Origin of the sequence: Yoonia sp. F2084L (genome assembly GCF_023015625.1) — a bacterium.
Lineage (GTDB): Bacteria > Pseudomonadota > Alphaproteobacteria > Rhodobacterales > Rhodobacteraceae > Yoonia.
In genome coordinates this window covers 32610-56322 of record NZ_JALKAH010000004.1, presented here as the reverse complement: position 1 = coordinate 56322, position 23713 = coordinate 32610, and the positions used below count along the sequence as shown (strand labels likewise).

19 protein-coding genes and 1 pseudogene are annotated in these 23713 nt (G+C 57.9%); 11 read left to right on the top strand and 9 right to left on the bottom strand.

What is annotated here, in order from left to right; genetic code table 11:
- Positions 1-72: 72 nt before the first annotated feature.
- The 5 genes from rpiA (at position 73) to MWU60_RS11865 (ending at position 6173) form a co-directional block, all read left to right on the top strand.
- Positions 73-861: a ribose-5-phosphate isomerase RpiA gene (gene rpiA / locus MWU60_RS11885; RefSeq protein ID WP_247227548.1), complete on the top strand. Its 789-nt coding sequence runs from the start codon at positions 73-75 to the stop codon at positions 859-861.
- Positions 862-901: 40 nt separating this feature from the next.
- Positions 902-2338 (top strand): FAD-dependent oxidoreductase, encoded by a 1437-nt coding sequence (locus MWU60_RS11880; RefSeq protein WP_247227547.1) that lies wholly within the window; start codon positions 902-904, stop codon positions 2336-2338.
- A 78-nt stretch (positions 2339-2416) separates the two neighbouring features.
- A complete protein-coding gene (gene hflK / locus MWU60_RS11875; protein ID WP_247227546.1) occupies positions 2417-3565 on the top strand; it encodes an FtsH protease activity modulator HflK in 1149 nt (382 codons plus the stop codon).
- On the top strand, positions 3565-4446 hold the full coding sequence (locus tag MWU60_RS11870; RefSeq protein WP_247227545.1) for a protease modulator HflC: 882 nt from the start codon (positions 3565-3567) through the stop codon (positions 4444-4446). The genes hflK and MWU60_RS11870 overlap by 1 nt, the downstream gene beginning before the upstream one ends.
- A gap of 302 nt (positions 4447-4748) precedes the next feature.
- On the top strand, positions 4749-6173 hold the full coding sequence (locus tag MWU60_RS11865; RefSeq protein WP_247228006.1) for a Do family serine endopeptidase: 1425 nt from the start codon (positions 4749-4751) through the stop codon (positions 6171-6173).
- Between the two features lie 136 nt (positions 6174-6309).
- Here MWU60_RS11865 and MWU60_RS11860 read toward each other — a convergent pair whose 3' ends face one another.
- The 3 genes from MWU60_RS11860 to MWU60_RS11850 are packed head-to-tail and all read right to left on the bottom strand — an operon-like array spanning position 6310 to position 9860.
- Positions 6310-6663: a GFA family protein gene (locus MWU60_RS11860; protein WP_247227544.1), complete on the bottom strand. Its 354-nt coding sequence runs from the start codon at positions 6661-6663 to the stop codon at positions 6310-6312.
- A gap of 26 nt (positions 6664-6689) precedes the next feature.
- The gene (locus tag MWU60_RS11855; protein ID WP_247227543.1) at positions 6690-8795 is read right to left on the bottom strand and encodes a TRAP transporter fused permease subunit; all 2106 of its coding nucleotides are present in this window, start codon (positions 8793-8795) and stop codon (positions 6690-6692) included.
- A gap of 57 nt (positions 8796-8852) precedes the next feature.
- The gene (locus MWU60_RS11850; protein WP_247227542.1) at positions 8853-9860 is read right to left on the bottom strand and encodes a TAXI family TRAP transporter solute-binding subunit; all 1008 of its coding nucleotides are present in this window, start codon (positions 9858-9860) and stop codon (positions 8853-8855) included.
- 182 nt (positions 9861-10042) lie between these two features.
- Between MWU60_RS11850 and MWU60_RS11845 the strand changes: the two genes are divergently transcribed.
- Positions 10043-10366 carry a 2Fe-2S iron-sulfur cluster-binding protein gene (locus tag MWU60_RS11845; protein ID WP_247227541.1) on the top strand — a complete coding sequence of 108 codons (324 nt, stop codon included), beginning with the start codon at positions 10043-10045 and terminating at the stop codon, positions 10364-10366.
- Complete coding sequence (locus tag MWU60_RS11840) at positions 10363-11103, top strand: VCBS repeat-containing protein (protein WP_348644683.1); 741 nt, start codon at positions 10363-10365, stop codon at positions 11101-11103. Before MWU60_RS11845 ends, MWU60_RS11840 begins: the two co-directional genes overlap by 4 nt.
- Here MWU60_RS11840 and cobS read toward each other — a convergent pair.
- Positions 11100-11861 (bottom strand): adenosylcobinamide-GDP ribazoletransferase, encoded by a 762-nt coding sequence (gene cobS, locus MWU60_RS11835; RefSeq protein ID WP_247227540.1) that lies wholly within the window; start codon positions 11859-11861, stop codon positions 11100-11102. The two genes, MWU60_RS11840 and cobS, sit on opposite strands and share 4 nt — an antisense overlap.
- 76 nt (positions 11862-11937) lie before the next feature.
- Between cobS and cobT the strand changes: the two genes are divergently transcribed.
- On the top strand, positions 11938-12948 hold the full coding sequence (gene cobT / locus MWU60_RS11830) for a nicotinate-nucleotide--dimethylbenzimidazole phosphoribosyltransferase (RefSeq protein ID WP_247227539.1): 1011 nt from the start codon (positions 11938-11940) through the stop codon (positions 12946-12948).
- On the opposite strand, the gene MWU60_RS11825 is transcribed toward cobT, so the two are convergent.
- Complete coding sequence (locus MWU60_RS11825; protein WP_247227538.1) at positions 12945-14822, bottom strand: cation:proton antiporter; 1878 nt, start codon at positions 14820-14822, stop codon at positions 12945-12947. The two genes, cobT and MWU60_RS11825, sit on opposite strands and share 4 nt — an antisense overlap.
- 250 nt (positions 14823-15072) lie before the next feature.
- Between MWU60_RS11825 and MWU60_RS11820 the strand changes: the two genes are divergently transcribed.
- On the top strand, positions 15073-16254 hold the full coding sequence (locus tag MWU60_RS11820) for an MFS transporter (protein ID WP_247227537.1): 1182 nt from the start codon (positions 15073-15075) through the stop codon (positions 16252-16254).
- On the opposite strand, the gene MWU60_RS11815 is transcribed toward MWU60_RS11820, so the two are convergent.
- Positions 16255-16713 (bottom strand): Lrp/AsnC family transcriptional regulator, encoded by a 459-nt coding sequence (locus MWU60_RS11815; RefSeq protein WP_247227536.1) that lies wholly within the window; start codon positions 16711-16713, stop codon positions 16255-16257.
- 129 nt (positions 16714-16842) lie between these two features.
- On the opposite strand from MWU60_RS11815, the gene hppD reads away from it, so the two are divergent.
- Complete coding sequence (hppD, locus tag MWU60_RS11810; RefSeq protein ID WP_247227535.1) at positions 16843-17937, top strand: 4-hydroxyphenylpyruvate dioxygenase; 1095 nt, start codon at positions 16843-16845, stop codon at positions 17935-17937.
- On the opposite strand, the gene MWU60_RS11805 is transcribed toward hppD, so the two are convergent.
- Complete coding sequence (locus MWU60_RS11805; protein WP_247227534.1) at positions 17934-20603, bottom strand: hypothetical protein; 2670 nt, start codon at positions 20601-20603, stop codon at positions 17934-17936. The two genes, hppD and MWU60_RS11805, sit on opposite strands and share 4 nt — an antisense overlap.
- 109 nt (positions 20604-20712) lie before the next feature.
- Positions 20713-22005, bottom strand: coding sequence for an O-acetylhomoserine aminocarboxypropyltransferase/cysteine synthase family protein (locus tag MWU60_RS11800; protein ID WP_247227533.1), 1293 nt, complete (start codon positions 22003-22005; stop codon positions 20713-20715).
- Between the two features lie 87 nt (positions 22006-22092).
- Between MWU60_RS11800 and MWU60_RS11795 the strand changes: the two genes are divergently transcribed.
- Positions 22093-22509: a VOC family protein gene (locus tag MWU60_RS11795; protein WP_247227532.1), complete on the top strand. Its 417-nt coding sequence runs from the start codon at positions 22093-22095 to the stop codon at positions 22507-22509.
- A gap of 109 nt (positions 22510-22618) precedes the next feature.
- Here MWU60_RS11795 and MWU60_RS11790 read toward each other — a convergent pair.
- A pseudogene (locus MWU60_RS11790) lies at positions 22619-23482 on the bottom strand (transposase); the annotation flags it as partial.
- Positions 23483-23713: the final 231 nt, after the last annotated feature.

Genomic DNA, 23713 nt, shown 5'->3' with positions numbered 1-23713 from the left:
GGTCATTTGGGGCCTCGCACCCCGCTGCAATCTTGCCTATAAGCACGCCAAACGCATTTGGGAGTGGGTATCATGGGCGGTCAGTTGTCCCCGATCGACAAGGCAAAGTTTGTGGCAGCCAAACAAGCCAGCGAATACGTCACGTCTGGCATGAAGGTTGGCCTTGGCACCGGATCAACCGCCGCCTGGCTTGTGCAATGCCTTGGCGAAATGGTCCGTGAAGAAGGGCTCAAGATCAAAGGTGTGCCGACATCCAACCGCACCGCAAAGCTGGCGCGCGATGTTGGCATTGATGTGATCGCCCTGGATGAGGCGAAATGGCTCGATATCACCATCGACGGCACAGATGAATATGACGATGAACTGACGCTGATCAAAGGCGGCGGCGGGGCGCACTTGCGCGAAAAAATCGTGGCGACAGCCAGTGACCGCATGATCGTCATCGCGGATGCCAGCAAGAAGGTCGACACACTTGGTGCGTTTCCCTTGCCGCTTGAGGTGGTTCCCTTTGGTCTGCCCATCACCCAAAACCTGATTGCCGAAACGTTGACCGGCATGGATGTGCTGGGCAATGAGGTCGTGCAGCGGATGCAGGGTGATGAACCGTTCGTCACCGACGAGGGCAATTTTATCCTTGATCTGCACCTCAAGCGCATCGGCAATCCGCGCCAACTCAGCCTTGTGATCAATCAGATCCCCGGCGTGGTTGAAAATGGATTGTTCATCGACATCTGTGATGTTGTCATCGTCGGCCACGCTGACGGCACAGTGACGACCCGTGATATCACGAATGACACCTCTGATGTTGTCCGTTTCGAGGTGCTGGACGATGAGAACATCTTTTCGGATATGGCCGACTGACCTGCTGTGTCCTGACCTTTAGAATATCGGAGCCTGCTTCATGACTTTTGACTATGACCTTTTCGTCATTGGGGGCGGCTCTGGCGGTGTGCGTGCCGCGCGTGTGGCATCCGCAACCGGGGCCAAAGTGGCGCTGGCCGAGGAATACCGCATGGGCGGGACTTGCGTGATCCGGGGCTGCGTGCCCAAAAAGCTGATGGTCTTTGCGTCCGGTTATTCGGAAATGTTCGATGACGCCCGCGCCTACGGCTGGGACGTGCAGGACGGACCCTTTGACTGGCCCCGGTTCAGTACGAAACTGAATTCCGAACTCGACCGGCTTGAAGGGATTTACCGCAAGCTGCTGGAAGGCTCCAACGTCGAAATCGTCGATGCGCGGGCCAAGCTCAAGGACCCGCATACTGTCACCTTGTCGACCGGCAAAGAGGTCACTGCCAAACATATCCTTGTGGCAACAGGCGGGCGCCCTGTGATCCCCGACATGCCGGGGGCCGAACTGGGTATCACCTCGAATGAGATATTTCAGCTCAAGGAGATGCCCAAATCCATCCTGATCATCGGCGGTGGTTACATCGCGTCTGAATTTGCAGGCATCCTGAACGGGCTTGGCGTCCAAGTGACCCAATTCTATCGCGGCGCGCAGATCCTGCGCGGTTTTGACGACGAGGCACGCGGTCTGGTCGCGGAAGGCATGCGCGCCAAAGGTGTTGACCTGCATCTGGGCACCAACATCGTTGAAATGCGCGAAGCGACAGATGATGATCTCGCGGGTGCAACACAGGGTGTCCCGATGGAGGGCGGACGACCCGTTGCCATGTCGGGTGCAGGGAACGGTAAGGGTATTTGGGTGAAGGCGACCAACGGTACTGAAAACGTCTATGATCAGGTCATGTTCGCAACCGGGCGGTCGCCGAACACCGAAGACATGGGACTTCAGGCCGCCGGCGTTGAGGTCGGGCGCCGAGGCGAGATTGTTGTTGATGAATTCAGCCAAACCGCAGTGCCCTCGATATATGCCATCGGCGATGTCACCAACCGGGTGCAGCTGACGCCCGTGGCGATCCGCGAAGGCATGGCCTTTGTGGAAACCGTATTCAAAGGCAACCCGACGCCGGTGGATCACGAATTGATCCCATCTGCGGTCTTCACGCAGCCTGAACTGGGTACTGTTGGCCTGACCGAGGAAGAAGCGCGCGAGATTGAACCGGTTGAGATTTATTGCACCTCGTTCAAACCGATGAACCATGCCTTTGCCGGGCGTGATGACAGAGTGTTGATGAAGCTTGTGGTCAGCGTTGAGACGCGCAAGGTGTTAGGCTGTCATATCGTCGCAGATCATGCGGGCGAAATGATCCAACTGGCTGGAATTGCGGTCAAGATGGGTGCCACAAAAGAAGACTTTGATCGGACTGTTGCGGTGCACCCCACAATGGCCGAAGAACTGGTGACCATGAAGGAACCCATGCGGACCGCTTGATTTCGACAAATCAAGCCACACATGGCACAATGACAGCCCGCGGTGGTGGGGTATCGCTAAAAGGAAGCATAGGAAACAATGGCAGGAAATAACGGTGGCCCTTGGGGCGGCGGTGGAAACAACGGTTCGGGCGGCAGGAACGATGATGACCGCGACAGTGGTGGTCGTAAGCCAAATAATGACGGCCCGGGCATCCCCGAGATTGATGAACTGGTCAACAAGGGCAAAGAGCAACTCCGCGTCCTGATGGGCGGTGGCGGTGATGGCAGCAAACGCTCCGGAGGCGGTGGTGGCGGTGGCCCCCAGATCACACGCGGTACAGTCGGTTTGGGTATTCTTGGCGTCATTGCATTGTGGCTTTATGCGTCGTTCTACACAGTCCGGCCGGAAGAAAAGTCAGTTGAACTTTTCTTGGGTGAATTCTTCGCCGTTGGTGAGCCAGGGCTAAACTTTGCGCCTTGGCCGATCGTGACCCGTGAAGTCATCGCAGTCACAACCGAGCGTAACATCGACATCGGCGTGAGCCGGACAGGCGGCGACGCTGGTTTGATGCTGACTGGTGATGAAAACATCGTGGACATCGACTTTCAGGTTGTCTGGAACATTGCTGATCCGCAACTCTATCTCTTTAACCTCGCAAACCCTCCGCAGACGATTGAGGCAACAGCTGAGTCCGCGATGCGCGAGATTATTTCACAGTCAGAGCTGGCACCGATCCTGAACCGGGACCGTGGCGCGATTGCCGACCGCTTGCGCGAGTCGATCCAGGACACGCTTGATATCTACACAAGCGGCGTGACGATCATTCGTGTCAACTTCGACAAAGCCGATCCGCCAGAACCTGTTATCGCCTCTTTCCGCGCCGTTCAGGATGCCGAACAAGAGCGTGATCGGGTACAGAACGTGGCCGACGCCTATGCCAACCAGGTGGTTGCAGAAGCGCGTGGTCAGGCGGCACAAATTCTTGAAGAAGCCGAAGGTTACCGCGCCCGCGTCGTCAATGAAGCAACAGGTGAAGCCAGCCGTTTCCTTGCCGTTTTGGGCGAATATGAGCAGGCGCCTGAGGTAACGCGCAAGCGTCTTTATCTGGAAACCATGGAAAGCGTCCTTGGTGGCGTCGACATCATCCTACTTGATGAGGGAAGCGCGGGCGGACAAGGCGTTGTCCCATATCTGCCGCTCAATGAATTGCGCCGTACACCTGCGCCCGCTGGAGGAACGAACTAATGCGTAAGTCAGCATTTCTTTTACCCGCAGTTGCGGTTGTCGTGATCGGTGCGTTGTCTTCGGTCTTTATCGTGGACGAACGTGAAAAGGCGCTGGTGCTCCAGTTTGGTCAGATCGTCCGTGTGCAGGAAGAACCAGGGCTTGGTTTCAAAATCCCGCTGATCCAAGAGGTCGTGCGCTATGACGACCGTATCCTCAGCCGTGATCTGGAACCGCTCGAAGTGACGCCTTCTGACGATCGCCGTTTGGTTGTCGATGCCTTTGCCCGCTACCGGATTGCCGATGTCGAGCAGTTCCGCCGCGCCGTTGGTGCCGGCGGCGAAGAGGCCGCGGCCCGTCGTCTTGACAGTATCCTGCGTGCTGAAACACGTGAGGTTCTGGGTTCGGTGTCATCCAACGACATCCTGTCGGTTGATCGTGCAGCGCTCATGCTGCGTATCCGGAACTCGGCCATCGCCGAAGCGCAGGCGCTGGGCTTGCAAGTCATCGACGTGCGCTTGAAGCGCACAGACCTGCCACCAGAAAACCTGAACGCCACTTATGAGCGTATGAAGGCCGAACGGGACCGGGAAGCCGCAGACGAGCGTGCGCGCGGTAACGAAGCCGCACAGCGAATTCGTGCCGGTGCAGATCGTACTGTGATCGAACTGGTGTCCGAGGCCGAACGCGAAGGGCAGATCATCCAAGGTGAAGCAGACGCGCAGCGGAACGAGATTTTTGCGTCCGCCTTTGGGCGTGATCCAGAATTCTTTGAGTTCTACCGGTCCATGACAGCCTATCAGCGGTCACTGACACCGGGCAATTCTACTATGGTGCTATCGCCGGATAATGAGTTCTTCAACTATCTGAAGTCCGACGAGGGGCGCGCGGCGGGCCAGTAAGCGCTTTGCATTGAACGATAGAAAGGGCCAGCCATTGTGCTGGCCCTTTTTTGTCCAATGCCCCGCATTTGCCTTTTGCACGATACAATCTGCGAACGTTTCAAAGCAAACACGAGAAATCACGTCCAATTGAGCGGTGAGTAGCGAAGTTTGCGTTGCACAAATCGCGCCCTACATAGAACATCAGTAAGTGAAAAGGGCAGCAGTAGAGCGGCCCCATGTCCAAGACAAAGGAGATTTGCCCCGTGAAGTCCAAGGCAATCGCAATTCAACAAGACCAGCAACACGCGCGCCGTTTGCTTATGGCGTTCGTGACGACATTGGCCACAGCGTTCGCGTTGGTTCTGGCGCAGGTGACTTTTGCCAATGCGCAAAACCGTCCCGCAACTTTCGCCGACTTGGCCGAACAAGTCAGCCCATCGGTGGTGAACATCACAACCAGCACCACAATCGCTGGCCGCACAGGCCCGCAAGGTCTTGTGCCGGAAGGGTCACCATTTGAGGATTTCTTCAACGACCTTGATCGTGGTCCCGGTCAAGGCCAGCGCAGATCATCCGCGCTTGGCTCCGGTTTCGTGATCTCGGAGGACGGCTTTATCGTCACCAACAATCACGTGATTGAGGGCGCAGATGAGATCCTGATCGAATTCTACCCCGGCGGTGAACCTGGTGTGCCAGCCGAGTTGATCGGCACAGACCCAAACACAGATATTGCCGTACTCAAGGTTGATCTTGATGGTCTGCCATTTGTCGAATTCGGTGACAGCACCGCCGAAGGTTCGCGCGTGGGCGACTGGGTCATGGCCATGGGTAACCCGCTTGGTCAAGGCTTCTCGGTCTCAGCCGGTATCGTGTCCGCGCGTGACCGTGCGCTTTCCGGCACCTACGATGACTACATCCAGACGGATGCGGCGATCAACCGTGGTAACTCGGGCGGGCCATTGTTCAACATGGTTGGCGAAGTCATCGGTGTAAACACAGCGATCCTTTCGCCCAATGGCGGCTCGATCGGTATTGGCTTTGCGATGTCCTCTGCCGTTGTTACGAATGTGGTCGATCAACTGATCGAGTTTGGCGAAACCCGCCGCGGTTGGTTGGGTGTCCGTATTCAGGACGTAACCCCCGATATGGTCGAAGCGATCGAAGGGCTTGATCTGGCCCGTGGTGCGCTGGTCACGGATGTGCCTGCTGGCCCGGCTGAAAACGCAGGCATGCTCGCCGGCGACGTGATCCTGAACTTTGACGGCATCGAGATCGAAGACACCCGCGAATTGGTCCGTATCGTTGGGAATTCCCCTGTCGGTAAAGAAGTGCCCGTCGCCGTCCTGCGTGACGGCGACATGGAAGACCTGATCGTTGTTCTGGGACGTCGCGAGACATCCGAAGCAGTGGCTTTCCCTGCCTCAACCGAGGAAGAAGCCGCACCAGAGCAGTCTGAAATTCTTGGTCTGACGTTGTCAGAAATCACACCAGACCTGACTGACCAGTTTTCGCTTTCGGTCGATACAGGACTGGTGATCACCGCGATCAACCCGGACTCTGAGGCGGCATCCAAAGGCCTGTTGGAAGGTGACGTGATCACCGAGGCCGGGCAGGAACCTGTCGCATCGGTTTCCGATCTGGAAGAGCGGATCGAAGCGGCGACCGAAGCAGGGCGCAAATCGCTCTTGCTGCTGGTGCGGCGCGGCGGTGATCCACGGTTTGTGGCGCTTGTTTTGGAAGAGTAAGACCCGTCTGGAAATGTAGAAAAAGGCGGTCCGGCGGGGCCGCCTTTTTTGTGCGGCGTGTCAAACAAAGACCGCCGCGTGTTGCAAGACTTCGATGCCTCCGGCGGAAGTTTGATTGGACGAAGAAAGACGGCGTTCAGCGTTCGTTTTGCGGCAAGCCGTCTGTGATCGTATAGTAATCACCTTTCTCAGACACAAAGATGTGCCGCTCGATCTGCGTTCCGGTCGGGGTATCAAATGCGCCCATCGCAATGGCCGTCCAATCCTGAAAGATCGGGTCCCAAAACAGCGTCGACCCGCAATGACCGCAAAACCCCCGGCGTACCTTTTCGGACGATTGATACCATTTCACATGCGTCTCACCGGACACTTTGAGGGCCGAACGCGCGACATCGACAGATGCCTCATAATGCCCCGAGTGCTTGCGGCAGGCTGTGCAGTGGCAGGCGCTCAGGCCGGGTAAGTCACCTGTAACGGTGAAGGTGATCATCCCGCACAGACAACTGCCTTTATGTGTCACGCAAGGTCACGCTCGGCCATGGCAACGGGCGCTTGCCGCGCATTGTAGAGCACCAGCAAGATCACTACAGCCGCGGCCGCCAGATGCACCCAAAGCGGCGCAGGCCAGATACAGGCTGCGCCTGCAACCCCTGCCACGATGCGCAACACCGGGTTTAACGGTGTTTCCATACACCCTTGCAACGCCCCAGCCAGCCCGTAAATGCCGATAACGCCAAAGGCGAAGATCACCAGCATCACACCCCAATCTCCTGACAGGAAGGGCGTGTAGGCCATCATCAGCGGCACGATGTATAGTCCCTTGGCGAGCTTCCAGCTGGCAAAGCCAGTGGCCATGGCCGGTGCCTTTGCAATGGCAGCCGCAGTGAATGCGGCGAGCGCGACCGGAGGTGTGACGTTACTGTCTTGGCTGAGCCAAAAGATGATCATATGCGCCGATAGAATACCCGCCACGGCCACTTCTTGTGGCACAACCAGATCGCGCAAAGGGGCCGCGACCTCTAAGGGGAGGGCGCGAATGATCGCTGTGGCCTCTTCAGTGGCCAGTGCGCCTGCCAGCACGGATGGGTCCGGCACGCCAAACATCAACACCGCATTGCCTGCGTCACCCAATGTACCAGCGGCCAAAGCTTCGATCACAAACCGGTCCGAGATCATGCCCGCAAGCGCAGGAGCCGACAGCGTGGCAAGCACGATATAGGCGGCCGTCACAGGCAGGCCCATGCCCAGCACAAGGCTGGCAATCGCGACCATGACGATAGCGATCAACAGATTGCCACCTGCCCAGTCCGCGATCATCAGGCTGAAGGTGTTACCGATGCCTGCGGTCGCGATCACATTGACCACAAGGCCGACGGCGCACAGCAACACAGCCGTCATGATCATACCCTTGGTGCCCATTACCAGCGCTTCAAACACCGCGCGCGGTCCCATGGGGTTCTGGGTCAACCAGCTGGATGCAATCACTGCCAGAATGCCAAAGACTGCGGCATAGGCGGGTGTAAAGCCCGACACCAGCATCGCGATCAAACCCCCAATGGGTATTACAAAGCTTGCGCCGCCTTTCTTGAAAGCAGAGCCGATTGTTTCGCCATCACTCTCCATCGGTTTCAGGCCCAGACGGCGGGCTTCGATGCGAACGAAGAAGACAACCGAGAGGAAATAAAGCAAGGCAGGGAGTGCCGCGACCGCAACAATGGTCTCGTAGGGAATCTGTGTGAAGCTGGCCATCACAAAGGCACCGGCACCCATGATGGGCGGCATCAACTGGCCACCTGTGGAAGACGCGGCCTCAACCCCGCCTGCGAATTTTGGTGGAAAGCCCGCCTTTTTCATAAGCGGGATTGTAATGACACCGGTGGATGCGGTGTTGGCCACAGCAGATCCCGAAATAGTCCCGGTCAAACCGGATGCAATCACGGCCACGATCCCCGGACCACCAACCAAACGTCCGGCAATCGCGCGGGCGATGTTGATGACAAAATCACCGGCGCCTGACCGCAATAGGAACGCGCCAAAGATGATAAACAGAAACACGAAAGTCGAAGAAATCCGCGCAATCGTGCCAAACATCGCGTCATCGCCAAAGATCGAGCGAAACGCGATAGATTCCCAACTGAGCCCCGGAAACGAAAACACGCCCCCAATCAACTGGCCCCACCAGCCAACATAAGAAATGGCGATGATAATCAGACAGGGGATGACCCATCCGGTCAGGCGGCGCGTCAGCTCAATCGCGCCAATGATACAGATCACCGCAGCAATCCAATCAAGGGCCGAGAATTTGACGCCCCGGTCGTAAATCCCTTGTTCAGCAAAGGGCATGTAGATGGCGGCCATGGCCACCAGCACACCTAACGTCAGATCAAACGCCAGCATCGGTTTGCTGCGCGTCTTGCCCCGGATCATCGGGTTCAGGACCGCTGCCAGAAATGCAAAACCGGCAAAGTGATAAGCGTTGCGCTGGAATTCGGAAATAAGCGGGTCAAAGGCCACATATATGTGCCCAACCGCAATGAAAAAACAAAGTATGGAAAGAGCGGTATTGATCAGGCCGGTAAAGTCACGCTGTGCGGCGGCTTCGACGGGGGTTTCATCAGACATATGCGTCCCCTTAGATGCAAAACGGCCCGCACCTTTATGGCGCGGGCCGCGATATCTTTAGTTTGCGATCAGACGCTCGGGAATTTCAATCCCTTGCTCTTGATAGAACCGCGCGGCACCTGGGTGCAGGGGCACGGGCAGGCCAGCAATCGCCGCCTCTAGCGCCATTGCCTTGGTCGCGGGGTGGATTGCCTGCAGAAAGGCAAGGTTTTCATAGATCGTCTTGGTGATCTGATAGACGTTCTCTTCTGGCAGATCAGCATGTGTGGCAAGGAAGTTCGGCTGCGCGATTGTGTTGATATCCGCAGTCTGGCCCGGATAAGTGCCAGCAGGAATCACATAGCGCGTCCAAAGACCACGATCACCGTCGGCCATTGCCAGTTGCTCATCCGTGAAGTCCAACATCGTCACACCGTCACCTGCTGACGCCATCAACTGACTGATTGCACCCGTTGGAACACCCGCTGGCGTGCTGATCCCTTTGACCTGACCGTTTTGCAACGCCTCGGCCGATGGACCGTAGCCTGCAAAGACCAGCTCATAGTCGGTTTCGATATCGACGCCAAAGCCTGCCATGATAGTGCGGTTAGACCCGATAGTGCCAGAGTTTTGACGACCCAAAGCCATGCCTTCGCCTTTCAGCGCAACCATATCTTCGATCGTGCCGGTTGTTGCGACATCAGAAGCCACGACAAACTGCTCGACGTTCTGCCACAGCATAGAGACCGAACGCAGGTGTTCTTGTGGTTCATCAACCGGGCCAGTGCCGGTGGCCGCATAATATCCAAAGAGGCCCTGCAAAATGCCGAATTGCGCTTCGCCTTCACGGATCAGGCGGACATTTTCACCGGACCCGGCAGAGCTGATGGCGGACATGCCGATTTTCTGGCTTGGCTCAAGCTTGACCTTCACCAGTGTTGAAAGGGCAACCCCAACCGGATAATAGGTGCCGCCGGTGGATGCGGTTGCAAGGATATAGCTGGCTGGCTCTGCGTCCTGTGCCTGCGCCATGGGTGCGGCGACAGCAACGCTGGCCGCAAGAACGGCTTTGGTAATGTAGTTCATGAATATCTCCCTAGTTTTGGGCCTTCCCGACCCAACGTAGCGAAAAGGTAAGGATTACGTCGCCAGAGTCCACAGTGCACAAACCTGTTAGCGCCTGACATGATCACATTTGGGGGTGGCGAGCATGAAAAACGTGCACTAGTTAGTTCCGGACAAATCGTTTTTCGAAGGGACAGACAAGAATGGCCAAGATTACCTACGTCGAACATGGCGGCAAAGAACATGTTGTTGATGTCGCCAACGGGCTGACCGTCATGGAAGGCGCGCGCGACAATGGCATACCGGGGATCGAGGCCGACTGCGGCGGTGCTTGCGCCTGTTCAACGTGCCACGTCTATGTGGATGACGCATGGGTGGAAAAGCTGCCCGCCAAGGACGCGATGGAAGAAGATATGCTGGATTTCGCGTATGAGCCGGACCCAGCCAAATCGCGCCTGACCTGCCAGTTGAAGGTAACAGATGATTTGGACGGCCTGCGCGTGCAGATGCCGGAAAAACAGATTTGATACGCACCCTTGCTTTGGTGGCTGTCATGGCCACCTCTGCCTGCGCCGAAACGATTGTGTCGGCAGACTATGCAGCACCCACAGATCGCTACGCTCATGGTATTTTGGGTGACGCGATAGAGTGGGGCACGCTTGAAATCACCACAGATGACAGTGGGCGGGGGGGTATCAACCAATCCCTTCTTCTGCGCAAAAACGTCTACGAATTCAGCCTACCACTCGACCGTGTGTTCGAAGATGTGGCCCCCCGCCTTGCCGATGTCGACAACGATGGCGCACCCGAAGTCATCGTGGTTGAAACGCATTTCCCACAAGGCGCGCAGCTGGCCATCTATGATGAAACAGGCAAGATCGCCGCAACCCCGCATATTGGCCGCACGAACAGATGGCTCGCACCCATCGGAGTTGCTGACCTTGATGGTGACGGGCTGGTTGAGGTCGCTTACATCGACCGTCCGCATTTGGCAAAAACCTTGCGTGTCTGGCGCTTTGTGGATGGTGCGTTGGAACCTGTCGCAGACCTGCCCGGCCTGACCAATCACCGGATCGGTGAACGTGATATCGGTGGCGGTATCCGCGATTGTGGGCAAGGGCCCGAGATGATCACGGCCAATGCGGATTGGTCGCAAATCATGGCCACAACCTTAACAGATGGTAAATTACAAACCCGCGCGATTGGGGCGCATGTTGACCGACGGTCCTTTGCAACGGCGCTCGCCTGTAGAGTCTTACGCTAAGTTATCATCACAACAATCGCGATAAGCACCGCGATTTCAGTCACTTGCTGGGTTGCCCCCAGAATATCACCGGTCTGCCCGCCGATCTTGGCGCGGGCGATCAGGATACAAGCCAAAGTTGTTAAAATTGTAACTAAGGTAACCCATGGGTGACCTCCAAGCAGTGCAAACCCAACGGCAATCGCCACCGCCAACCACATCGTTGCCGATGCCGGACGGCCCACATTCCGGCTTAACCCCCCATCGCGGGCATTGGGAAGTGCTGCCATCACAACAACCATACTGGCCCGGCTCACTGCGCCCGCCGTGACAAAGGCGACCCAATAGGCCCCCATCGACACGATCACGACCAGCGCCAGCCAACGGATCAACAGCGACAGCGCAATCGCGCAGGTGCCGTAGACACCGATATGGCTGTCTTTCATGATCTCCAACCGGCGCGCTTTGTCCCAGCCACCCCAGAGGCCATCAGCACTGTCAGCCAGCCCATCTTCGTGCATTGCGCCCGTCATCACGACCGACCCGGCCAACACTAACCCCGCCGCGATGCCCGCAGGGATGCCAATTGCCAGCATGAGTGCTGTTGCAGCGGCAAGGATCACGCCCAGAATAACGCCTACCAGCGGATAGGCCCACGCTGAAGCAGCCCCCCGATCCATGGCGCGTGCGCTGTCCACAACCACTGGCAACCTTGTCAGCAAACCAAGTGCGGCAGGCAGATCAATCCGATCAATCAAGGCATTGTCGTGTTTGTACAAAATGCGTCCCTCGGGGTCTTTTCATCGCTGTGACTTGCGTTAAACAAGACCAAGAATTGACCGCAGAGAGGACGCGATGCAAGCGCCATTTACCAGTACGTCCACCTTCCGCGATGCAATGGCGGCCGCCCCCGGCCCAGATGCTGCGGCCACCACTGGCGCGCAAGACCGCAACGCACAGCTGACCAAACCCCCCGGCGCGCTGGGCCGGTTGGAAGATCTGGCGATCTGGTACGCAAGCTGGCGCGGTGATGCGCGCCCGCTGATCAACGCACCGCAGGTGATTATCTTTGCTGGCAACCACGGCGTTTGTGCGCAAGGGGTCTCGGCCTTTCCGCCTGAGGTGACGGTCCAAATGGTCGCCAACTTTGAACATGGCGGGGCCGCGATCAACCAACTGTCGAAAGCTTTCGGTGCGAAGATGGATGTCTACCCACTGGCGCTGGACACACCCACCGCAGATTTCACAACAGCGCCCGCCATGACCGAAGAAGACTTCGTCGCGGCCTTGCAAACAGGCTGGACGGCCGTTGATCCTGATGCCGACCTATTGGTCACCGGCGAGATGGGGATCGGCAACACAACATCTGCCGCTGCCGTCGCTGCTGCCGTCTTGGGTGGTGATGCCGCTGACTGGACCGGGCGCGGGACAGGCGTGGATGATGCCGGACTTGCGCGCAAAACCGATGTGGTCGGGCGCGGTCTGGCCTTGCACGCCACGTCCGATCCGCTTGAGGCGCTGCGCTGTCTCGGCGGACGCGAATTGGCGGCGATGGCAGGGGCGATTGCCGCGGCACGACACCACCGCATCCCTGTGATCCTTGACGGCTTCATCTGTTGTGCTGCTGCGGCAGCCCTGCATAAGGCCGTGGATGGCGCGCTGGATCACACCGTTGCGGGTCACCTGAGCGCAGAAGGCGCGCACCAGCGTTTGCTGGATGCTTTGGGGAAAGAGCCTCTGTTACAGCTTGGGCTGCGTCTGGGTGAGGGATCAGGTGCGGCTTTGGCGATTGGCGTGCTGAAAGGGGCAATCGCTTGTCACTCCGGCATGGCTACCTTTGCCGAAGCCGGGGTAAGTGACGCCTAAGACGCGTCTTTGTTCTTTTCGCTCGCTTGCTGGCGGGCTGTCAGTTCCATCTCAAGCGTGCTGTTGAGTTCACGCGCCCGCGCCACATATTCCGGCACCTGAGAAATCGGGACGCCGGGCCGCCAAAGTGCTGCCAACTCGCGCAGCGCCGTGCGGTCGTGCTGGTAAAAGGCTTGTTCCAGTTCCGCCGCTTCAAACTCTGACAAGCCCAGGTTTTCCAGTGCATAACGGCCCGCCCGCAAAGAACTGTCGAACATTTCGCGCACAATATCATTCGCCCCGGCGTCATACAGTTCGTGTACATGGACCCGGTTGCGGGCGCGCGCGATGATATGCAGATCGGGACGTGTCTTGCGGGCGTAGCGGACCAGCTTGTTGCCGGCCTCGCGGTCATCAACAGCCACCACCAGCACGCGGGCATCCTCCAGCCCGGCGGCGTTCAACAGATCAGGGCGGGTCGGGTCACCAAAGAACCCGCGAAACCCGAATTTGCGCATCATCTGCACGGTCTTGAGATCATTATCGACGACCACAGTTTCAAACCCGGCACTTTGTACCAGCCGGTTCACGATCTGCCCGAAACGGCCAATGCCCGCGATGATCACGGTGCCTTGTTCGTCGACCTCATCATGCTCGGTTTCTTCCGTGTCGCCCATCCGTTTGATGATCAGCTCGTAGATGATGAACAAAAGAGGGGTGATCAGCATCGACAGCGCGATCACCAGCAACAGTTGCCCGGCAAGCGCATCTGGTAGGACATTCTGCTGTACCGAGAATGAAATCAGCACAAAGCCAAACTCACCCGCTTGGGCAAGGCCAAGGGTAAACAGCCAGCGGTCTTTCTTGTGCAGCTTGAACAGCAGGGCCAGACCAAAAAGGATCAAACCCTTGATCACCATCACAGCGATGGCAATGCCGATGATGCTGGCGGGGTCAAAAAAGAGCAGTTCAAAGTCGATCCCGGCACCAACTGTGATAAAGAACAGCCCCAAAAGAAGGCCCTTGAAAGGGGCAAGGTCGCTTTCCAATTCGTGCCGGAACTCAGAGTTGGCGAGCACAACCCCGGCCAAAAAAGTCCCCAAGGCAGGTGACAGCCCAACCATTGTCATCAGGACGGCGGTGGAGACGACCATCAACAAGGCAAGGGCGGTATACATTTCGCGCAGGCGCGCGTGGTGGATATAGCGAAAGACGGGGCGGGTCAGAAACGTACCTGCCAGAACAACCATGGCGACCGCCCCCAGCGTCACCAGTGTCACGCCCCAACCGGGCAAGCCTTCGACAAGGCTGAGCGTGACATGATGGTCGTCGCCATGATCCGCAAGGGCCAGCGATCCGTCTGGCGCAAGGCTCAGGACAGCGGGAACTGCAAGCAAAGGGAGCAGCGCAAGCATCGGGATGACGGCAATGTCTTGGGCCAGCAAAACGGAAAAAGTCGCACGCCCGCCGCCGGTTTGCATCAAACCCTTCTCGGTCAGCGTCTGCAAGACGATCGCGGTCGAGGACAGCGCAAAGATCATGCCAATGGCGATGGCCGTGGACAGGGAATACCCCATTGCAAGACTGCCTGCCGTGATCGCAGCCATTGTCAAAAGGGTTTGCATGCCGCCCAAACCCAACAGCCGCTGGCGCATGTTCCAAAGCGCGCGCGGCTCCAGCTCTAGCCCGATCAGGAACAGCATCATCACAACACCAAATTCGGCAAAATGCTGCAGGTCTTGGGTTTCGGACCCGACCAAACCGGTGACGGGGCCGATCACGATGCCAGCAAGCAGATACCCCAGAACCGATCCCAGACCCAAACGTGCCGCGAGTGGCACCGCGATAACGGCGGCCCCCAGGTAGATGGTCGCTTGAAAAAGGAAGGTTTCCATCTTTGTCGATCTGCCTGACGCTGCCCCGGCGCGGTTCTGCCCGCCACGGTCTCTTGCTCAAATGCTCTTTTTTCTAGAGTATTAACCATCAGTGTAACGGTCAAAATTTCTTTTGAAAGAGAACAGTTTGTGATTTGTCTTTGCCGCAGTGGCACATCAAGACGGTACCACAAAGTAAGCCAGGCTGCCGCCCGGCTATTTCAACTACGCGTATTAGGTTAAATCTAGGTCAATAATGGCACCGTCGAAAATGTCTCTTGATTTGCGCAATCTGCTGATTGCGCAGGTGCCCGCTGATTTCGCGGACTGGCTGGATTTCGTGGCGATTGGTGCGTTGCTGGCCTATGTCTGGCAGGTTGATCCATTCGTCTTTGCCTTGCTCGCCGTCAGTCTTGGCTTGCCCTATCTGATTGTGGGGCCATTTGCGGGCGTGGCTGTCGACCGGGCGCAGATCAACCGGGTTTTGGTGATCAGCAACATCGGGCGTGCGGTAATGACGGCGGCTCTGTTTTTTGCGCCAAGCTGGCAGGTGCTGCTGCTGTTCATCCTGCTGCGCAGTGCGGTTGATAGCTTTTTTACACCTGCCAAACAGGCGGCCATTCAGGCCTTGTCTGACAAAGACAGCCGGATGCGCGCGAACGGGCTGAGCCATGCCATCAATCAAGCATCCAAGATCGCAGCACCCGCGCTAGGTGGCGCTTTGCTGATCTGGTTGACACCGCAGGCGATTTTTCTGGTGAATGCGATTGTCTCTGTGATCGCCGCCGGCTTGTTCTTCCGACTACCTGTCATTGCGCGCGCGCAGACTAACGCAGATGCCAAAATGTCGATGATGGATGAGGTCAAACTTGGCTTGGTCACAGTTCGCGGCTCCATGGTACTGCGCCCCGCGCTGGCGATGATGGGTGCCGGATACTTTGCGATGTTCTTTTATGACACGCTGATTGCGCCGCTGACGCGCGCATTGGGGTTTTCGCAGACCATCCTTGGTCTGTCGCTCGCCGCAGTCGGCGCGGGCGGCGTGTTGGGTGCGCTGGCGCTGGGCGCTGCAAAACCGACCAAGAGGCCGTTTTTACTGGTCGCCATCGGGTCGGGTGTGGGCGCGGTGCTTGTGATCGCGCTGGGCGTCTTTGAACTTGCAAGGCTCGGTGTGACCGTTTGGATCTACACCGGGATATTTGGCGCACTTGGGCTGTGTTCTGCCATGACTGTTGTCCCCTATCGCACGGTGATACAAAATCACGTGGCTCCGGGGCAGATCGGGCGTGTCACTGCGCTAAGCGAAGCGATCAATACGGTCGCCCTGTTGACCGCGCCGTTCATCGGGGCCGCGATCGCATCGGTCCTGTCTTTTGGTGCCGCATTTGTGGCGGGCGGGATCGTCATGCTGTTTGTGGCGCGGCGCGCCTATCAGTTGCGGCGTCTTTACTAATTACAGCGGCAGCGGCGCGTCCGGTTTCACCCGTTCCATCACAATCTGGCTTTGCACGCGGCTGACGGCCGGATGTGGCAGCAGCACTTGCTGGACCAGCATGTTCAGTGCGGTCAGGTCCGCACAGTAAACCCGCAGCAGGTAATCTGCTTCGCCTGTCAGGGTCCATGCGCCGACAATCTCGGGTCTTGTTTTGGTCAATCGCACAAAGTCGCGGGCGTTTTGTTCGGTATGTGTGGCCATCACAATCTGGATGAACCCCTGCACGGTCAGCCCTACTTTTTCGGGGTTCAGGTAAGCGCGGTAACCCGCGATGTAACCCTCGGCCTCAAGCCGTTGCTTGCGGCGTCCGGCCTGCGACGCGGACATGTTGAGTGCATCGCCCAACTCTTGTGCGGTTTGGGTGGAATCGCGTTGCAAAGCGGCAAGCAGTTCAAGGTCCATCGGGTCGAGTGACATGCGGAATTCCTGCGGTTTTTGGGGATAATGTGCGCGAAAGCCGCGCATATTTCAATGATTGCGAGTCATATCGCGCAAAATAAGCATCTGATTCGGCGTATTCTGACAATGACATGAAGGAGATTATCCATGGGACCTTTTCCACACGACGCCCCGAAAGCCACAATCACTGCTGAAAACCCCGCAGGCACGGACGGGTTTGAGTTTGTCGAGTTCGCCCATCCTGAGCCTGAAACGCTACGCGAATTGTTCACCAAGATGGGTTATACCCACACCGCGACCCACAAGACCAAGGATATCCAGCTTTGGCAGCAAGGTGACATCACCTACATAATCAACAATGAGCCAGGCAGCCATGCGCGGGACTTTGTCGAAGAGCACGGGCCTTGTGCGCCCTCGATGGGGTGGCGCGTTGTGGATGCGCAGCACGCGTTTGATCATGCGGTCAGCAAGGGTGCGACCCCATATGAGGGTGCTGGCAAAACCATGGATGTCCCGGCGATTGTCGGCATCGGTGGCAGCCTGATCTATTTCATTGATCAGTATTACGAGGCGAACCCCTATAATGATGAATTCAACTGGGTCTCTGATGCTCATCCTGCAGGCGTCGGCTTTCACTATCTCGATCACCTGACGCATAACGTGCATAAGGGAAATATGGACCTGTGGTTCAAGTTCTACGGCGATCTGTTCAACTTTAGGGAAATCCGGTTCTTTGACATTGAGGGCAAGTTCACCGGGCTGTTGTCACGCGCGCTGACCTCGCCTTGCGGCCGCATCCGTATTCCGATCAACGAGGACCGGGGCGAGACCGGGCAGATTGTCGAATACCTCAAGCGCTACAATGGTGAAGGCATTCAGCATATCGCCGTTGGCGCGCATGACCTATATGACGCCACCGACGAGATTGCCGCGCGGGGGATCAAGTTCATGCCCAAGCCACCCGAAGCCTATTATGACCTCAGCACCACCCGCGTCGTCGGCCATGAGGAACCCAAGGACCGGATGATGAAGCATGGCATCCTGATCGACGGCGAAGGCGTGGTGGACGGCGGTGAGACGCGTATCCTGCTGCAAATTTTCAGCAAGACGGTCATCGGGCCGATCTTTTTTGAATTCATTCAGCGCAAAGGCGATGACGGCTTTGGCGAAGGTAATTTCAAGGCGCTGTTTGAAAGCATCGAAGCCGATCAGATTGATCGTGGCGTGCTGAAAGCCAGCTAGCCCGAGGGCAGTTCAATCGCAAAGGTGCGACCGCGCTTGACGTAGTTTAGCGCGTCGTCACCGATGGCGGTCACCTGGCCGCCATCCAGCGCGCTGCCGACCTCAACCCGCACATACCGCCCATTGCTGAGCCGGACCAAGGCGCGGCGGGCATTTGGTCTGCCGTACACACCAATCAGGTTAATCTCGCGTAGTCGGATCACGTCCTCTTGTGTCGCAGCACGCGCCACACCGCCCGGAACCGGCGCAAAGTTCTGAGGCGGTACGGGAGCCGCTGCTGTCACCGGGGCAGGGGCCGCGGGCGCGACCTGCCGGGGTTGTTGGCGCGCCTGCGCTGCGGCGACTATTCTACCAAAGTTCGACGGCCGCACATCCGGACGCGGCGAAAGGACGACGGCCAAGGCGGTGCTGTTGTCAAACCGCAAGGTTGCATCATCCGTTTCGATCCCTGCCAGAATATCAGTGATATCGGGCGTGCCGGGGTCTTCGGCTGCAAGACCTTGTGGGCGCAATTGCGGGCGCAGATCAATAATCGCGTTGTCCTCAACAACGGCAGGATCAAGTGCGACGGCACCACTGTTTTGCAGCTCCAACGCGGCCAGCCCCACGCTGCCGGGTGTTGGCGTGGCTTCATCGGTTGCTGCCTCGGTCAGTGCTTGGGCAACCGCGTCATCGGTCTGTGATGCCTCCGCGGTCTCAGGCAAACGCGCGTTTGCGGGGCGCAGGGGCGGCACAGGATCCGGCCTGCCTGCAATGATGATGACGCCCTCGGGTGCCGGTGCAAGCAGCTTCATGCGATCCAGATCGGCTTGCGAAAGCTCGGGACGCAAGTTGATGTTGAGGTCTGGCAGCCCTGCAAAGACGATCGCTCCTTCCGGGGTCAATGTTCCTTCGGGTGTGGCGAGGATAAGGCCGTTTTCATCAAGCGGGAAAATGACCTCTGGGGCGGGCGGATTGGCGGGCGCGATAAAGCTGAGGTCGGTGTCCAAGCCTTCAAGCTGGGGCACGTCGGGTTGGGCGATCCGGTCAGGCGGTGTGGTGCCCATCGGGCGAACGAAATCCAGTATGATGATGCCGCTGGGGACATCAAAGAAACGCGCGGAGCGCTGCCATACCCCGGTCGCCGCATAGATACTCTCGGCCTCGGCAGGGCTCAGGACCTGACCGCGCAGCACGGGTGCACCAACAGCGGCCTGCGCCGTTTCGGGTTCTGGTGGTGCGGGTGGTGCCTGCACCGGCGACAGACCCGCATCTGCCGGGGGCAGGGTCAGCGCATCGGGTGCCGATGCAATCGACAATTCACCCTCGGCATTTGGCATTGGTAGGGGGCTGTCGGCTGTCTCTGCTGTGCCGAAATTGGCGATCTCGACGTCGGGGATGATGGGGGCCGGTCCGTCAGGCACGGCGGTGTTGGGCGTTTCGGCAGGTAGTTCACCGGCGGTCGCGACCGTTTCCGCCGGGGTGGCAACGGGTGCGTTTGCAATATCTTCGCGGCCTTGCTGCGACCAGATCAAGCCGCCCAGCAAAAGCGCACCCGCAGCGATGCCGACCGCAATCAGCGCTGGTTTGCTACGGGGCAGAGTTTGGGCAGAGGCGCGTTTTGTAGCAGAGGCCATTGCGCCCAGCTTGGGTGCCTTCTTTGATCCGCCACTGGCCACGGCGACCAATGCAGGTTTCGCGGGCTTGGCCTGGCTTGGGTGGTATTCAGCGATTACGGCGTCCAGCAAGGGAAGGGTCGCAAAAACCGGATTTTCCGGGATCAGTGGATCTTTGACTTCAACAGCTAAGGGTTCAGCGGCTTGCGGTTCAACGGCGGGCGGGTGGAATTCTGCCGGGATGGCATCAATCCAAATCGGTGTCGGGACAGTTATTTCTTCGACTGGAGCGATTTCCAGCTCTTCCGGCCCGGGTGCGGCGTCGTCCACGGGCTCAATATCAAGGTCAAGTTCTGGCTGAGCGTCGAGATCTGCTTGCGCTTGGGAGGCCTCAACCTCTTCGATCTGCGCTACAGGTTCTTCGATGGGTTTGGGCGTTTCCTTCTTTGGGGCAAGCAATTCGGCCAGATCGTCTTTATAGACCTCTTCCTCCATCTCTTGCGGCAGATCAAAGACCAACAGGCGCGACTTGATGCGCGTGCCAACCACCATTACAGGCAGGCTGTCGCGTTCAATCAGGGCGTCGGGCCCTACAATTTGACGCGCCATGTCAGTGGGGCCAAAGAACACCTCTTTCTGGAAGGTGAAAGGTTCAGGGACGGCCACAAATGCAACCGGCTGAAACCCATGTGCTGCGGCGAAAGCTTCGGCTTCTTTGAGCGTTTCACGCGCGACAGCGGCAATATGCGTGCGCCCGCCAAAGCGTTCGCAGTCAATCACCAATTCATCAAGGGCATAAGGCGTGGCCCCTTCCAGAACCGCATCAATATCCTCTTGCGTAGTTCGGGTGCCGTCAATGGCCGTGTATTTGATCTGATCCAGCGGGATGATCAGCTTGCTGCGCAGCCCGTCAGGTTCAATCGCTTCGGCTTTTTTGCGCAACGCGGCCAGATCGGCATCGAGCGTTTCGCTTTCGACATCGACACGCCCAATCCGGCGCCACCCACGTGGCACCCGATGTAGTAACTCAATTCCATCGAACGAAAGCGATAGCGCAAAATTCGTGATCATCGGCACGCTCTAGCATGTTGGTCCCACAGGCAAAACGCGTTTTGCCCCCGTGCGCGAACCCTATAGCAGAAACCCGCCCACGCCAAGGGCACCGGCGGGTCTGGGTGAGTTAAGCTGTGGCCTTGGCCAACGCCTGATCCAGATCGGCGATCAGGTCGTCAGCATCTTCGATCCCGATGGACAGCCGCACAATGCCGGGACCAGCGCCTGCGGCTTCCTGCTGTTCCGCCGTCAGCTGACGGTGCGTGGTCGAAGCGGAGTGGATGATCAGGCTGCGCGTGTCGCCAAGGTTGGCCACATGGCTAAAGATTTCCAGACTGTCGACCAGCTTCACGCATGCGTCGTAACCGCCTTTGACTGCGACCGTGAACAAGGCACCTGCGCCTTTTGGACAGATCTTTGGTATCAGTTTTGAGTAGGGCGAGCTTTCAAGCCCCGCATAGGTTACGTAATCCGTGCGCGGATCATCCTCCAACCATTTGGCGATCTTAATGGCATTTTCGACGTGCCGGTCCATGCGCAAGGACAGGGTTTCAATCCCCATCAGCGTATAGTGCGCGGCTTGGGGATTCATTGTCATGCCCAGATCACGCAAACCAATGGCGATGCCGTGGAAGGTAAATGCCAGCGGGCCAAAGGTTTCGGCAAACTTCATGCCGTGATAGGCGGGTTCTGGTTCGCTCAGGCTGGGGAATTTGTCGTTGGCGGCCCAGTCAAATTTGCCGCTGTCCACAACGCAACCGCCGGTGACTGTGCCGTTGCCAGTCAGGTATTTGGTGGTCGAGTGCACGACCAGCGTCGCCCCATGCTCGATCGGGCGGCACAGGTATGGCGTGGCCGACGTGTTATCCACGATCAGCGGAATGCCTGCGTCGTCTGAGATAGCAGAGATCGCGTCAAGGTCGGTGATGTGCCCGCCGGGGTTGGCGATTGCTTCGCAAAAGACGGCGCGTGTGTCGTCGTCGATGGCGGCTTTGACGGCAGCGTGATCGTCGAAATCGACGAATTTGGCGGACCAGCCGAAGCGTTTGATCGTTTGGCTGAACTGCGTGACGGTGCCGCCGTATAACCGACTGGAGGCCACGATATTGCGTCCCGGCTGCATCAGCGGAAACAGCGCCATGATCTGGGCGGCGTGCCCGGACGAACAGCAGACACCGCCAACACCACCCTCAAGGGTCGCGATCCGTTCTTGCAGTGCGGCGACCGTCGGGTTGGTCAGGCGCGAATAGATGTAGCCGACCTCTTGCAGGTTGAACAAAGCCGCCGCGTGATCGGCATCGCGGAACACATAAGCGGTGGTTTGATAAATTGGCACCTGCCGCGCACCTGTCGCCGGATCAGGGCGTGCGCCTGCGTGAACTTGCAGCGTGTCAAAGCCGTAACTTGGGCCGTCGGTCATCGTGTGTCTCCCTTTGAAATGCGTTGCAGAGTGGTTTAGGGGGAAAGCTGGATCACCTCAACGGCTCTCTTGATCAAAGGACAAACGATGCCCCATCCCTTTCATTTGGCGTTTCATGTTTTGGATTTGGACGACGCCCGAGAATTTTATTCCAATGCGCTGGGCGCAGCTGAGGGGCGGTCGACTGAAACATGGGTCGATTTTGACTTCTTTGGCCATCAACTCAGCCTGCATTTGGGCGAACCTTTCGCCAATGCGCCAACGGGAAAGGTCGGCGATCACATGGTCCCCATGCCCCATTTCGGGATCGTTTTGCCGTTAGAGGATTGGACTGCGTTGGCAGGGTGTCTGGAAGAGCGTCAGACTGACTTCATCATCGCACCCTCCGTCCGCTTCAAAGGCGAGCCGGGCGAGCAATGGACAATGTTCTTCCGCGACCCCTCGGGCAATCCGATTGAGGTGAAAGGGTACGCGGATATGGCGGGGGTGTTTGCGGCGGGGTGAGGGCTGGAGTGGTAAGGGTGGATGGCTGCAATGAGCCGATTCTGTGGAAAAACAACGTGTTGCGGGCGCAGAAAGTAGCGGCATGAACTGGGCGCAAATGCCTTTCTGATTAAGCTTTGCGCGTTTGCTGCGGTGCGGGAAAGATCTTGGCCGGTTTCCGGAGGTTTTGGGCGGTGGCGGCGAGCAGGAATTCGTCGTTTGCGCCGCATGGACCACGTAATCGGAGACGTCCCAGTCCGAGGATGCGTTTGAGGTGGGCAAAGAGCATCTCGACCTTCTTTCTGAGCTTTGATGAGACTTTGTACTGGCGCGTTTTTCTGATGGCACGGGCGACATCTCTGGCGTCTTCATGTTCTTGACGGGTGATCTTGCGCGCATCGGCCTTTGGGCAGCACTTCATCTTTGATGGGCACGCCTGACAGGTGTGTTTGAGGGCCTGATACTTGGCCACGCCTTTGCCGGTTGGCCCACGATTGGGATCGGAGTCGTTCCGGCGGAACTGCTTAAGCGCTTCGCCCTCAGGGCAAATGTACTGGTTGTTCGCGGCATCCCATTCGAAGTCCGCGCGGGACCAGGTTCCGTCGTTGCGACCGGACTTGTCGAAGACCGGGATGTGCGGTGCGATCTTGCGCTTCACCAGCCAATCCAACATTGGGCCAGAACCGTAGGCGGTGTCCGCGATCAGCCGTTCGGGATGTAGATCGAACTTGTCTTTAACCCGCTTCAGCATGGTCTTCGTCGATCCAACCTCGGCCTGTCGGATTGATCTGGTCGCTTCAACATCGACGATAACACCGTGATCCGTGTCGATCAGATAGGTATCAGAATAGCTAAAGAAAGCAGGGCCTTTGCGGGCCGCTGTCCATTGGCTCGCGGGATCCGAGAACGAGGTGAACTTGGGCTGCACCTCGCTCGCCGCGCCGAAAGCGGCCTCATCCAGCGTGTCGAGATACTCCTTCACGGCGCGTGGCGCGTCTGCGGGTGGCTCCTGCATTGCAAGCGTTTTCTGTCGATATTTGCGGTCATTTTTGTCAGTACTTTCGTCTGTCCGGCCTGTTTGTGCGGTGGTGTTCCGCTGGCCCAGATGAATTCCACGAGCGAGGTTCCAATCGGCTTATCGACCTCAATGGGCCGCTGCCGTTCCCGGAGTGTCCTTGCTCTTGGTTGACTTAATTCCGTATCATCACTTCAACGTCTTGCATCT

Coding starts and splice junctions, on each gene's coding strand:
- MWU60_RS11870 (WP_247227545.1), top strand. CDS start 3,565: ATGCGTAAGTCAGCATTTCTTTTACCCGCAGTTGCGGTTGTCGTGATC.
- hppD (WP_247227535.1), top strand. CDS start 16,843: ATGGGACCTTTTCCACACGACGCCCCGAAAGCCACAATCACTGCTGAA.
- MWU60_RS11815 (WP_247227536.1), bottom strand. CDS start 16,713: ATGTCACTCGACCCGATGGACCTTGAACTGCTTGCCGCTTTGCAACGC.
- MWU60_RS11860 (WP_247227544.1), bottom strand. CDS start 6,663: ATGATCACCTTCACCGTTACAGGTGACTTACCCGGCCTGAGCGCCTGC.
- MWU60_RS11845 (WP_247227541.1), top strand. CDS start 10,043: ATGGCCAAGATTACCTACGTCGAACATGGCGGCAAAGAACATGTTGTT.
- MWU60_RS11850 (WP_247227542.1), bottom strand. CDS start 9,860: ATGAACTACATTACCAAAGCCGTTCTTGCGGCCAGCGTTGCTGTCGCC.
- MWU60_RS11805 (WP_247227534.1), bottom strand. CDS start 20,603: ATGATCACGAATTTTGCGCTATCGCTTTCGTTCGATGGAATTGAGTTA.
- MWU60_RS11855 (WP_247227543.1), bottom strand. CDS start 8,795: ATGTCTGATGAAACCCCCGTCGAAGCCGCCGCACAGCGTGACTTTACC.
- MWU60_RS11880 (WP_247227547.1), top strand. CDS start 902: ATGACTTTTGACTATGACCTTTTCGTCATTGGGGGCGGCTCTGGCGGT.
- MWU60_RS11795 (WP_247227532.1), top strand. CDS start 22,093: ATGCCCCATCCCTTTCATTTGGCGTTTCATGTTTTGGATTTGGACGAC.
- MWU60_RS11865 (WP_247228006.1), top strand. CDS start 4,749: ATGGCGTTCGTGACGACATTGGCCACAGCGTTCGCGTTGGTTCTGGCG.
- rpiA (WP_247227548.1), top strand. CDS start 73: ATGGGCGGTCAGTTGTCCCCGATCGACAAGGCAAAGTTTGTGGCAGCC.
- hflK (WP_247227546.1), top strand. CDS start 2,417: ATGGCAGGAAATAACGGTGGCCCTTGGGGCGGCGGTGGAAACAACGGT.
- MWU60_RS11825 (WP_247227538.1), bottom strand. CDS start 14,822: ATGGAAACCTTCCTTTTTCAAGCGACCATCTACCTGGGGGCCGCCGTT.
- MWU60_RS11820 (WP_247227537.1), top strand. CDS start 15,073: ATGTCTCTTGATTTGCGCAATCTGCTGATTGCGCAGGTGCCCGCTGAT.
- cobT (WP_247227539.1), top strand. CDS start 11,938: ATGCAAGCGCCATTTACCAGTACGTCCACCTTCCGCGATGCAATGGCG.
- MWU60_RS11800 (WP_247227533.1), bottom strand. CDS start 22,005: ATGACCGACGGCCCAAGTTACGGCTTTGACACGCTGCAAGTTCACGCA.